11 protein-coding genes are annotated in these 11,851 nt (G+C 72.9%); 5 read left to right on the top strand and 6 right to left on the bottom strand.

Annotation, left to right across the window (positions count from 1 at the left end):
• The first annotated feature begins 79 nt into the window (after positions 1 to 79).
• On the top strand, positions 80 to 544 hold the full coding sequence (locus ACFWPS_RS32850; RefSeq protein WP_217547305.1) for a DUF5709 domain-containing protein: 465 nt from the start codon (positions 80 to 82) through the stop codon (positions 542 to 544).
• Between the two features lie 74 nt (positions 545 to 618).
• On the opposite strand, the gene ACFWPS_RS32845 is transcribed toward ACFWPS_RS32850, so the two are convergent.
• Together ACFWPS_RS32845 and ACFWPS_RS32840 are read right to left on the bottom strand one after the other, a co-directional pair.
• A complete protein-coding gene (locus tag ACFWPS_RS32845; protein WP_383711659.1) occupies positions 619 to 1,497 on the bottom strand; it encodes a LysR family transcriptional regulator in 879 nt (292 codons plus the stop codon).
• Between the two features lie 128 nt (positions 1,498 to 1,625).
• Entirely contained in the window at positions 1,626 to 2,792 is a 1,167-nt protein-coding gene (locus ACFWPS_RS32840; protein WP_383711746.1) for an MFS transporter, read from the bottom strand.
• A 367-nt stretch (positions 2,793 to 3,159) separates the two neighbouring features.
• Here ACFWPS_RS32840 and ACFWPS_RS32835 point away from each other — a divergent pair, with 367 nt between their 5' ends.
• The 3 genes from ACFWPS_RS32835 to ACFWPS_RS32825 all read left to right on the top strand — a co-directional run bounded on the left by ACFWPS_RS32835 (position 3,160) and on the right by ACFWPS_RS32825 (position 5,572).
• Positions 3,160 to 3,915: a hypothetical protein gene (locus ACFWPS_RS32835; protein ID WP_383711656.1), complete on the top strand. Its 756-nt coding sequence runs from the start codon at positions 3,160 to 3,162 to the stop codon at positions 3,913 to 3,915.
• 276 nt (positions 3,916 to 4,191) lie between these two features.
• Complete coding sequence (locus tag ACFWPS_RS32830) at positions 4,192 to 4,863, top strand: hypothetical protein (RefSeq protein ID WP_383711654.1); 672 nt, start codon at positions 4,192 to 4,194, stop codon at positions 4,861 to 4,863.
• A 133-nt stretch (positions 4,864 to 4,996) separates the two neighbouring features.
• Positions 4,997 to 5,572: a sigma-70 family RNA polymerase sigma factor gene (locus tag ACFWPS_RS32825; RefSeq protein WP_383711652.1), complete on the top strand. Its 576-nt coding sequence runs from the start codon at positions 4,997 to 4,999 to the stop codon at positions 5,570 to 5,572.
• On the opposite strand, the gene meaB is transcribed toward ACFWPS_RS32825, so the two are convergent.
• The 4 genes from meaB to ACFWPS_RS32805 all read right to left on the bottom strand — a co-directional run bounded on the left by meaB (position 5,560) and on the right by ACFWPS_RS32805 (position 11,145).
• A complete protein-coding gene (gene meaB, locus ACFWPS_RS32820; protein WP_383711650.1) occupies positions 5,560 to 6,558 on the bottom strand; it encodes a methylmalonyl Co-A mutase-associated GTPase MeaB in 999 nt (332 codons plus the stop codon). The genes ACFWPS_RS32825 and meaB overlap by 13 nt on opposite strands.
• Complete coding sequence (gene scpA, locus ACFWPS_RS32815; protein WP_383711648.1) at positions 6,555 to 8,729, bottom strand: methylmalonyl-CoA mutase; 2,175 nt, start codon at positions 8,727 to 8,729, stop codon at positions 6,555 to 6,557. Before scpA ends, meaB begins: the two co-directional genes overlap by 4 nt.
• Positions 8,729 to 10,534 carry a methylmalonyl-CoA mutase family protein gene (locus ACFWPS_RS32810; protein ID WP_383711645.1) on the bottom strand — a complete coding sequence of 602 codons (1,806 nt, stop codon included), beginning with the start codon at positions 10,532 to 10,534 and terminating at the stop codon, positions 8,729 to 8,731. The genes scpA and ACFWPS_RS32810 overlap by 1 nt, the downstream gene beginning before the upstream one ends.
• A gap of 113 nt (positions 10,535 to 10,647) precedes the next feature.
• Positions 10,648 to 11,145: a MarR family winged helix-turn-helix transcriptional regulator gene (locus ACFWPS_RS32805; RefSeq protein ID WP_383711643.1), complete on the bottom strand. Its 498-nt coding sequence runs from the start codon at positions 11,143 to 11,145 to the stop codon at positions 10,648 to 10,650.
• 100 nt (positions 11,146 to 11,245) lie between these two features.
• Between ACFWPS_RS32805 and ACFWPS_RS32800 the strand changes: the two genes are divergently transcribed.
• A complete protein-coding gene (locus ACFWPS_RS32800) occupies positions 11,246 to 11,761 on the top strand; it encodes a YceI family protein (protein WP_383711640.1) in 516 nt (171 codons plus the stop codon).
• Positions 11,762 to 11,851: the final 90 nt, after the last annotated feature.

Raw genomic sequence — 11,851 nt, 5'->3', positions numbered from 1 at the left:
GCACCGCCGCGACCACGGCCCCTACCCTTTCCGCTGACGGCCGGATCGAACCGATGGCCCGAGTGACGATGGAGCGCGCATGACCGACGAGGCGATGGGTGACGAGGTCTACCAGCCGGACGGTTCGGAGGTGCAGGACGACGCGGGTCTGCTGGACGCCTCGGACACCCTGGACTACCGGGCCGGCGAGGAGGCCCTGGACGAGGGCTACTCGCCGCCGGAGCGGCCCTGGGCCGTGGAGCACACCGGCGTCACGGCCGCGGAGGGGCGGCGCGGGGAGACCCTGGACGAGCGCCTCGCCGAGGAGGTCCCGGACCTCGCCGTCCCGGAGGGCGACGACCTCGGCGACGCCTGGGACACGGACGGCGAACTCCTCGACGACGAGGTCGGCGACGGCCGCGCCGGACGGCTCCTCGCACCGGACGAGGGCGCGCACGAGGTCACCGACTCCGACCTGTTCGCCTCCGACCGGGGCCTGGACGGCGCCGGGGCGTCGGCGGAGGAGGCCGCGATGCACGTGATCCCCGAGTCCGACGACTTCTGATCCGGCACGGGCGGGCGCGGGGCCGGTCGCCGTCCCCGTGCCTGCTGCCTGCTGCCTGCTGACGAGAGCTCACGTCATGTGATGTGGCGCAAGAGTGCCGCGACCGCCGCCGGAGGCTCCCCCGGCGGTCGTACCACCATCACCTTCCAGGTCGGCGCGTGCCGGGCGATCCGGTAGGTCGTCAGGTCCGGGAAACGGTCGGCGATGGTCGGCGGCATGATGCAGATCCCGAGGTCGTTGCGGACCAGTTCGGACGCGGCCACGATGTCGTTGACCTCGAAGGTCGTGGCGCGTTCGACGCCCGCCGCGCGGAACGAGCGGTCGGCCGCGTCCCGGATGGCCCAGCCGGGCGGGAACTCCACCTGCGGCAGCTCGGCGATGTCCGCCAGGTCCACCGTGCCGCTCGTGCCGCTCGTGCCGCTCGTGGCGAGGGTCCGGCGGGGCGAGGCCACCAGGACCATCTCCTCCCGGGACAGCAGCCTGCTCACCAGCCCGCGCTGCTGCTGCCGGTCCAGCGCCACCACCGCCAGGTCCACCGTGCCCTCGCGCAGCGCCTGCCGCAGGTCGGTGACCGCCGCCTGCCGCAACCGCACGACCACACGGGGGTGTTCCGCCCGCAGCGCGGCCAGCGCGAGGTGCAGGTTCGCCCAGACCCCCTGCATCGTGCCGACCGTCACCCGGCCGCGCAGCTCCCCCTTCGCCGCGTCGACCGCCTCCCGGGCCAGCTCGGCGGCGCGCAGGGCCTGCCGGGCCGCCGGGACGAACGCCTCGCCGGCCGGGGTGAGCCGGACCCGGTGCGTGGTCCGGGTGAACAGCGCGGTGCCCAGCTCGCGTTCCAGGGCACGGACCGTGCCGGAGACGGCGGACTGGACCACGTGCAGCCGCCGCGCCGCCGCCGTGAACCCGCCCGCGTCCGCCACGGCGACGACGACTTCCATCTGCCGCAGGTCCATCATCCGCTCCCGGTGGCGCAGCGCCCGCCTCGGCCGGGCGGCGATCTCCGCTGCATCCTAGGCAGGCGCCGACCGGTCCCAGGAGCGGACCGGGGGAGTGTCGACGAGGTGCTCCGCCCTGCGCCGCCCTATGCCGTGCGCGCCGCGCGGGGCCGGCGCTCGGTCAGCCAGTACAGCAGTGCCAGCACCGGCAGGGCGGCCCCGAAGAGGCTGACCGCGCTCCAGCCGTCGGCCCGGAAGGCGATCGAGCCGAGCTGCGAGCCGAGGGCGCCGCCGATGAAGAAGATCGCGATGAAGGCGCTGTTGAGGCGGGCCCGGGCGAGGGGATCGAGCTGGTAGACGGTGTGCTGGCCGAGGATCAGGCTGGTCTGGACGGCCATGTCGAGGGCGACGGCCGCCAGCGCGATCAGGATGACGCTGTGCCGGCCGAAGCCGGCCATGGCGAAGGCCAGCGCGGCCACGCCGAACGCGGCACCGGTCATCGGCCGGGTCAGCCCGCGGTCGGCCCAGTGCCCGGCGAACGGGGCCACGGCCGCACCGGCCGCTCCGACCAGCGCGAACACTCCGACTCCGACGGCGGAGTAGTGGAAGTACGGCCCGGTCAGGACGTAGGACACGGTGGTCCAGAAGGCGCTGAAGGCACCGAACATCGCCGCCTGGTAGAGGCCCCGGCGCACCAGCACGGGGTGTGTGCGCACCAGCGCCGCCGTGGAGCGCAGCACGTGGTGGTACGGGACGGAGGTGGTCGGCGCGTGCCGGGGCAGGGCCAGCCGCAGGGCCACGCCCAGCAGGGCCATCAGGACGGCCGAGCCGAGGTAGACGACCCGCCAGCCGGCGACGCTGGAGACCAGGCTGCTGAGCGTGCGGGACAGCAGTATGCCGGTGAGCAGCCCGCTCATCACCCGGCCCACCACCCGGCCCCGGGCGTGGTCGGGCGCCAGGCTCGCGGCGAAGGGGACGAGGATCTGCGCCACCACCGAGGTGGCCCCGCTGATCAGCGAGGCGGCCAGCAGCATCGGGAACCCGGTGGCGAGACCCGCCGCCACCAGGGCGAGCGTGGTGACCGTCAGCAGTGCGGTGATCAGGCTCCGCTTCTCCAGCCGGTCGCCGAGCGGCACCAGGAAGATCATGCCGATCACATAGCCGACCTGGGTGAGTGTGATCAGCAGACCCGCGGTGGCCTCACCGATGTGGAAGACGCCGCGCAGCTCGGACAGCAGGGGCTGCGCGTAGTACAGGTTCGCGACGGTCATGCCGGAGGCGACGGCGAACAGCGCGATCAGCCAGCCCGGCACCCCCTGGGCGGCCTCGGCGGCCGCCTCCCGGTGCGGGGAGCGGATTTCGGACGACGACGACTGGGACACGGGACCTTCCTCACAGGAGGCGTTGCTCTCACCCTTCCCCAGCGCTCGGCCGTCCACCATGCTTCCCTCCGCACGGCGATGGTTCGGGATGTCAGTCATCTCCACCGGAGATGACGCCTCCACCGGAGATGACACCGCCGCGGTGCCCGAACGACGGCGAACGCGTCGGCTTCGACTCCCCCCACCCAGGCCGCGGACCTGCTCCGTGGGGCAAACGGCGCACCCCGCAAGGGTGATGACGGGCGGGCCGCGCACCGGTGTCGACCGGGTGCGGCCCGTCCGCGTGTAGGTACGTGCCATGCGGATGACACCGGCGCGCGTACGAGCACGGCTGCGGTCCCCCTGGACCTGGGCGGCCCTCGCCGCCGTGACGGGAACGTGCGCGGCGCTGCCGTTCCTCGTCGCCGGCGGCGACGGTCCCCGCCCCCTGTCGCCGGACGAGGCCCGGCGACTGGCCCTCACGCCGGTCCGCGTCTACCGGGACAGCCCGGCCGAGGTGACGGTACGGGCGCCGCTGCCCGGCGGTACGGCCGTGGTCCGCGCGGTGGTCGACGAGCACCGGCGCCGGGCGGTGGGCTGGTTCGACACGGGGGACGCGGCGGAGCGGGGGCTGCTGGCCTGGGACGGTGCCGGGCTGGCGGTCGCCCGCCCGAAGGCCGACGGCAGCGCGGGCCCGCTGGCGAAACCGGCGTCGACGGCGGAGGCGGTACGGGACGCCGCGCGGCTGAAGCCGACGGCGTGGATCCGCCGCCGGTACGGGCCGGCTTCGCTGGACACGGCGCTGCGGCTGACGCTGTCCCTCGCCGCCGAGCGCCCGGGAGACGCCCGGCGGATCGCCCGGTCGGGCCGACGCCATCTGGGGACGGACCGGATCGACGGCCGTCGCTACGACGTCTTCTCCGCCGGTGACGTGCCGCTGCGGTACTGGATCGACGGGGCGGGACGGCTGCGCCGGGTCAGGGAGGACCTGGACGACGACCGCACGATCGTGGTGGACGTGACGGGGGCGAGGGTACGGACGGCGGTGCCGGAGGGACCGTGGGAGCAGGGCTGAGGCGAGCTGGGGCCGGGGGGTGGGGACGCTTGCCGGCGCTTGCCGGGTGCCTCCCCCAGCCTTCGGCCGGGGGGACCCCCAGCGCCCACCCGTGCCGCCCTGCGGCACGCCTGCCCGCAGCTATGCAGGACGCGGCTGGGGAGTGACCGGCCCCCACCCAGCCGCAGCCGACCGCCGCTGTGAACCACCCCACCCCGCCTGTGAGTTGAGCGCACTGGCTGTGGATCGCCGTACCACTCCCCGACGGGACCGGACCGGATGCGAGGATGATGCGCCATGACGGCAGGGTGGTGTGTGCGCACAGTACGGTCCGCGGTGTTCGCGGCCGTCTGCGTGCTGCTCGCCGCCCTCGGCCACGTCATGATGTCCGGGAACCGAGTGCCCGGCTGGGCACTGGCCGCCGCCCTGGCGCTCACCGGCGCCCTGGGCTGGGCCCTGTCCGGACGCGAACGCGGGCTGACGCTGGTCGTGTCCGCCGCGGTCGGCGCCCAGACGGCACTGCACTCCGGCTTCTCCGCAGCTCAGGCGTGGACGAGCGGCACCGTACCCATGACGTCCATGGGGTCCGTGCATATGGACATGGCCGGGAACATGACCGCCATGAACATGGGGTCGATGCACATGGGCCCCGCCCACACCGACCCCGTCGAATACCTGGGCTTCGGCACCGGCGGCACCGCCTCCACCGGCATGTTCGCCGCCCACCTCCTCGCCGCGCTGCTGTGCGGCCTCTGGCTCGGCCACGGCGAACGCGCAGCGTTCCGTATCGTCCGGGCCGTCGCCGGCCGGCTGGTCGCGCCGCTCCGGCTGCTGCTCGCCCTGCCGGTCACTCCCGAGCGCCCGCGCCCCCGGCTGCGCCGCCGCCGTTCGGACCGGGCGCCGCGGCTGCTTCTCCTCGTCCACTCGATCACTTCCCGGGGTCCACCGGTGCGGACGGCTGTCGCCTGACGACAGCTGGTGTTCCGGGGCCGCCCATGCGCGCCCCGGACGAACACGGCGGCCGCACGCTCGCTCGAGCACCGCGCTGAGGCAGGCGCCGCAGGGCCGTCTCCCCCGCTCACCTTTCTCACAAGGACACCGAGTGATCACTTCCGTCCTGCCCGCACGCCCTGCGCCGGACGAGAAACGCGACGCGTCGATCACGGCCTGGGCTCTCGCCGCCCGGTCCGGGGACACGGCCGCCGTGGACGCGTTCGTACGGGCTCTGCACCGCGACGTCCTCCGGTACGTCGCCCATCTCTGCGCCGACCCGCAGGCGGTCGACGACCTCGCGCAGGACACGTTCCTGCGCGCGCTGGGCAGCCTGCACCGCTTCGAGGGCCATGGCTCGGCCCGTTCCTGGCTGCTGTCGATCGCCCGCCGGGCCGTCGTGGACAGCCACCGGTACGCCGCCGCCCGGCCCCGCCGGGCGGACGTCCCCGACTGGCAACAGGCCGTCGAGCGGGCCCAGCCGTACGGGCTGCCCGGGTTCGACGACGGCGTCGCGCTCCTCGACCTCCTGGAGTCGCTGCCCGAGGAACGGCGCGAGGCGTTCGTCCTGACCCAACTCGTCGGACTGCCGTACGCGGAGGCCGCCGAGGTCAGCGACTGTCCCGTCGGCACGGTCCGGTCCCGCGTGGCCCGGGCCCGCGAGACGCTCCGGGATCAGCTGGCCTGAGGGCCGTCCGGGGATTCGCCGAACGCCTTCAGGATGCCCTCGGCGGCCAGTGTCGCCGTCAACGTGCCGTCCCTGACCTGCTGTTCGAGGCCAGGGGCGGCCGCGCGCACCGCCGGATGGGCGGCGAGCCGGCCGAGCAGTTCGTCCCGGACCATCGACCAGGTCCAACCCACCTGCTGGTCACGGCGCTTCTCGGCGAGCCGCCCGGTGGAGTCGAGCAGCGCCCGATGCTGCTCCAGGCGCTCCCAGACCAGCTCCAGGCCGGTCGATTCACGCGCGCTGCAACTGAGCACCGGGGGAGTCCAGAAGGCGTCCTTGCCGTGCATCAGGCGCAGCGCGCCCGCCAACTCCCGTGCCGCGGACCGGGCGTCGCGCTCGTGCGGGCCGTCCGCCTTGTTGACGGCGATCACGTCGGCGAGTTCCAGGACGCCCTTCTTGATGCCCTGGAGCTGGTCGCCGGTGCGGGCCAGGCTGAGCAGCAGGAAGGAGTCGACCATGTCGGCGACCGCGGTCTCGGACTGCCCGACGCCGACCGTCTCGACGAGGATCACGTCGTACCCGGCGGCCTCCATGACCACCATCGACTCGCGGGTCGCCTTCGCCACCCCGCCCAGCGTGCCGGCGCTGGGGGAGGGCCGGACGAAGGCGGCGGGGTCGACCGCCAGCCGCTCCATCCGCGTCTTGTCGCCCAGGATCGAGCCGCCCGTCCGCGTGGACGACGGGTCCACGGCGAGCACGGCCACCCGGTGCCCGAGCCCCGTCAGCAGCGTGCCGAACGCGTCGATGAACGTCGACTTGCCCACGCCCGGCACCCCGCTGATGCCGATCCGCCGGGCCCGGCCGCTGTGCGGCAGCAGCTCGGTGAGCAACTCCTGTGCCAGCACCCGGTGTTGTGGACGAGTGGACTCGACGAGGGTGATGGCGCGGGCGATGACCGCGCGCTTCCCGTCGAGTACACCCTTCACATAGGCGTCGACATCGATCACAGGCCGTGCCCGAGCTCCGCCGACAGCCGCTCGACCAGGTCGTAGGCCGCGTCCGGAATCACCGTCCCGGGCGGGAACACGGCCGTGGCGCCCATCTCCAGGAGGGTCGGCACGTCCTGCGGCGGGATCACCCCGCCGACCACGATCATGATGTCCGCCCGGCCCTCCTCGGCGAGCTTCTCGCGCAGCGCCGGTACGAGGGTGAGGTGGCCGGCCGCCAGCGAGGAGACGCCGACCACGTGGACGTCCGCCTCCACCGCCTGCCGGGCGACCTCCTCCGGGGTCTGGAACAGCGGGCCGACGTCGACGTCGAAGCCGAGGTCGGCGAAGGCGGTCGCGATCACCTTCTGGCCGCGGTCGTGACCGTCCTGGCCCATCTTGGCGACCAGGATGCGCGGGCGGCGCCCCTCGGCCTCGTCGAAGGCGTCGACCAGGGCCCGGGTGCGGTCCACGTTCGGGGACTCGCCTGCTTCGTTGCGGTACACACCGGAGATCGTACGGATCTGGCTCGCGTGCCGGCCGTACACCTTCTCCAGAGCATCCGAGATCTCACCGACGGTCGCCTTGGCGCGGGCCGCGTGCACGGCCAGCTCCAGCAGGTTGCCGTCGCCGTCCGCGGCCCGGGTCAGCGCGTCGAGCGCGTCCCGGCAGGCCGTCTCGTCCCGCTCCGCCCGCAGCCGCCGCAGCTTCTCGATCTGCTGGGTGCGTACCGAGGAGTTGTCGACCTTGAGGACGTCGATCTGCTCGTCGCTGTCGACGCGGTACTTGTTGACGCCGATCACCGGCTGGCGTCCGGAGTCGATCCGGGCCTGGGTGCGGGCGGCGGCCTCCTCGATGCGCAGCTTGGGAATGCCGGCGTCGATCGCCTTGGCCATGCCACCCGCCGCCTCGACCTCCTGGATGTGCGCCCAGGCCTTGCGCGCGAGGTCGTAGGTCAGCCGCTCCACGTAGGCGCTGCCGCCCCACGGGTCGATGACCCGGGTCGTGCCCGACTCCTGCTGGATGAGCAGCTGGGTGTTGCGGGCGATGCGTGCCGAGAAGTCGGTGGGCAGGGCGAGGGCCTCGTCGAGGGCGTTGGTGTGCAGCGACTGGGTGTGGCCCTGGGTCGCCGCCATCGCCTCCACGGCCGTACGGGTGACGTTGTTGAAGACGTCCTGCGCGGTCAGCGACCAGCCCGAGGTCTGCGAATGGGTGCGCAGGGAGAGGGACTTGGTGTTCTTCGGCTCGAACTGCGAGACCAGCTTGGCCCACAGCAGCCGGGCCGCCCGCATCTTGGCGATCTCCATGAAGAAGTTCATGCCGATCGCCCAGAAGAAGGAGAGCCGGGGTGCGAACGCGTCCACGTCCAGGCCCGCCTCCCGGCCCGCCCGGAGGTACTCGACGCCGTCCGCGAGCGTGTACGCCAGCTCCAGGTCGGCTGTCGCGCCCGCTTCCTGGATGTGGTAGCCGGAGATGGAGATCGAGTTGTAGCGGGGCATCCGCTGCGAGGTGTAGGCGAAGATGTCGGAGATGATCCGCATCGACGGCTTCGGCGGATAGATGTAGGTGTTGCGGACCATGAACTCCTTGAGGATGTCGTTCTGGATGGTCCCGGCCAACTTCTCGGGCGGTACGCCCTGTTCCTCCGCCGCCACGATGTACAGCGCCAGTACGGGCAGCACCGCGCCGTTCATCGTCATCGACACGGTCATCTTGTCCAGCGGGATGCCGTCGAACAGCTGCCGCATGTCGTAGATCGAGTCGATGGCCACGCCCGCCATGCCGACGTCACCGGTCACCCGCGGGTGGTCGCTGTCGTAACCCCGGTGCGTGGGCAGGTCGAAGGCGACCGACAGGCCCTTCTGGCCGGCCGCCAGGTTGCGCCGGTAGAACGCGTTGGACTCCTCGGCGGTGGAGAAGCCCGCGTACTGCCGGATGGTCCAGGGCTGGTTGACGTACATCGTGGGGTACGGGCCGCGCAGGTACGGCGCGATGCCCGGGTAGGTCCCGAGGAAGTCGAGGCCCTCCAGGTCACGGCCGGTGTAGAGCGGCTTGACCCCGATGCCCTCCGGGGTCTCCCACACCGGCGCCTCACTGCCCGTGGCGTGCTTGACGGCCGTACGCCACTCGGTGTCACCGCCCTCGGTGACGGGGGTCCCCAGCTCGATGCCGGAGAAGTCGGGGATTCCCATCAGGACACTCCGATGCGGTCGAGGGTCTCGGACAGCACGGCCACGGCGTCGCAGCCCGCGAAGACGTACGAGTCGACACCGGCGAACTCGCCCCGGCCCGCGAGGACCACGTGCCGGGCACCGGCCGCCTTCAGCGACTCGGCGGTCTGCGCGGCCTGTTCGGCGTAGAGCGCGTCGCTGGAGCAGAGCACCGCCTCGGTGGCGCCGCTCTCCTCGAAACTGCCCTCGGTGACGGGTTCGATGCCGCCGGCCTGGAAGAGGTTGGCGGCGAAGGTGGCGCGCGCGGTGTACGCGGCGGCCGGGCCGAGCGTCGCCAGGTAGATCCGGGGGCGGCCGCCCGTCGCCGCGAGGTGGGCGTCCGAGCGGGCGCGCAGCTCCTCGTAGGCCTCGTCGCGGCGGACGCGGGGGAGGCCCCCCGACGGCGGCTCGGGTGCGGGTTCGCGCTCGACCGGCTTCTCGGCGAGCAGCGGGAACTCGCTGACGCCCGTGATGGGTTCGCGGCGCTTGGCGAGTTTCTTGGAGCGCTCGGCCCAGGTGGTCGCGAGGTCCGTCCGGAGGCGGCCGGAGCGGAGTACGGCCGCCTGGCCGCCGTCCCGCTCGACGGTCCGGAAGAACTCCCAGGCCGCGTGGGCGAGTTCGTCGGTCAGCTGCTCCACGTACCAGGAGCCGCCGGCCGGGTCGATGACCCGGGCCAGGTGCGACTCCTCGATGAGGATCGTCGAGGTGTTGCGGGCGATCCGGCGGGCGAACGCGTCCGGCAGGCCGATCGCGTGGTCGAACGGCAAAACGGTGACCGAGTCGGCGCCGCCCACCCCGGCGGCCAGCGTCGCGAGCGTCGTGCGGAGCATGTTCACCCACGGGTCGCGGCGGCTCATCATCACCGGCGAGGTGACGGCGTGCTGCACCTGGGCGCCCGCGTCGGCCGCCCCGCTGACCTCCGCGACCCGCGCCCACAGCCGGCGGGCCGCGCGCAGCTTGGCGATGGTCAGGAACTGGTCTGCGGTCGCCGCGTACCGGAACTCCAGCTGATCGAGGGCCTGTTCGACGCCGAGACCGGCCTCGGTGAGCTCGCGCAGATAGGCCACCCCGGTGGCCAGCGAGGCGCCCAGCTCCTGCGCGGCCGAGCCGCCCGCCTCGTGGTACGGCAGCGCGTCCACGGTCAGCGTGCGCAGGCCAGGGAAGTCCTCGGTCACGCGCCGGGTGAGCGCGGCGACGGGGGCGAAGTCCAGGGCCTCACCCGTGCGCGCCTCGTACCCCAGCGGGTCGGCGCCCAGGTTGCCGCGCACCGCCGCGGGATCGATGCCCTTCTCGGCGTACAGCCGGAACAGTTCGGCCGCCGCCGCCTCGGTGTCCCGGCCCGCGTCCAGGACCACCGGGGCCAGGTCCAGGTAGACACGGTCGAGGGCGCGGGCGAGGCCGGACACCGGGATGCCGCCCCGGCCCACGAGCAGCCAGAGCGAGGTGACGCCGTTCTCCAGGTCGGTCAGGACCGCGCCGTCGGGAGCCGCCGCGTGCCGCTGCCGTACGTCCCAGCCGCCCGCGATGCCGCCCTCCGGACGGCCGCCGCGCACGTAGGGCGCGAAGCCGGGCAGACCGGGGTCGGGCGCGGTGTCGCGCGCGGTGTACAGGGGACGGGTGCGCAGCCCGTCCTCCAGCGTCGTGGACAGGGCGTCCTCGGCGGCCTCGCCCGAAACTTCCTTGCCGGACTTGCGCAGCACACCCTCGACCAGGTGTTGCCACTGCTCTTGCGTCGCGTCAGGGAACTCGGCGGCCAGTGAGAGCCCGTCGTCAGGCAGGACCGTCATGCTCGGATGCTAGGGCAGACCGCTGAAGCCGACCTGATGACAGGGCTGTGACCTTTCCCTCCCCGTGGTTGTGACCTGTGCCTCCCGGGGGTGAAGTGGCCGGATTCGTACGGTCAGGGCGTGTCGTCGGCGAGCTCCGGGATCAGTGCGCACAGCGCCTCGCGCTGCTCCGGACCGATGACGTGGCCGACCGCCTGCCCGACCGTCTCGGCGAGGGCGGCGGAGGCGTCCTGGATGTGCCGGCGGGCCTTGTCGGTGAGGGCGACCTCGATGCCCCGCTTGTCTCCGCAGGCGGCCTTGCGGGTGACGAGGCCGGCGTGCTGGAGGCAGGCGATCTGGTAGGTGAGGCGGGTCTTGGGGCGGCCCAGGAGCTCGGCGATCCGGGTCATGCGCAGGCCCTCGCGCGGCTGTTCGGCCAGCAGGCACAGGATCAGGAACTCGTCGTGCGAGACGTCCAGCGTCTCCTTCACGACCGACCGCAGCCGCTGCTCCACCGCACCTGTCGCGGCCAGCAGCAGCATCCAGGCGCGCAGCTCGGCCGGGAGCAGTCCGCCGCCCTTGAAGGAGGGGCATTCGGGCAGCTCTGCGGGGTGTTCCTGGGAGGCGGCCATGGCATCGAGTCTACCTGTTGTCCAAATTTGGATATTGGGCTAGCGTGCAGCCACAGCGCAGTCATCCAAATTTGAACCATCAATTGATCGGAGCACGGCCATGACCGTCACCGTGGAAACCGGCCTCTGGCAGCTCGACCCGACCGCCTCCGCCGTCGCCGTCCGGCACAAGACCTTCTGGGGCCTGGTCACCGTCAAGGGTGCCTTCGCGGGCGTCAGCGGCCGGGGCGAGGTCACCGCCGACGGCGCCGCCACCGGCAGCGTGACGATCGACGCGGCCTCGCTGGACACCAAGAACAAGAAGCGCGACGACCATCTGCGCTCGGCCGACTTCTTCGACGCCGCGAACCACCCGGAGATCACCTTCGCGGTGCGCGGTGCCGAGCGGGGCCCGGGCGACGCGGTGCACGTCGACGGTCAGCTGACCGTCCGGGGCATCAGCAGGCCGCAGCAGGCCACCGCGAAGCTGGTCTCGGCGGACGCCGACGGGCTGACGCTGGAGGTGGAGTTCACCGTGGTGCGCGAGGAGTTCGGCGTCACGTTCAACCAGATGCGCATGATGGGCGGCCCGACCACCGTCACCGCCACCCTGCGCTTCACCCGCGCGGCGGCCTGAGGGGGCGTCCGGCGGTTCGGCAGCGCCCCGTAAGGGGCGCGGGGCTGTATTCATATGCGGCTCCGCCGCGTGGGCGCGACCAGCCACGAC

Source organism: Streptomyces sp. NPDC058457, from assembly GCF_042720695.1.
Taxonomy (GTDB): Bacteria; Actinomycetota; Actinomycetes; order Streptomycetales; family Streptomycetaceae; genus Streptomyces.
The sequence above is the reverse complement of the archived record's forward strand: the minus strand, read 5'-3'. Positions and strand labels throughout refer to the sequence as shown.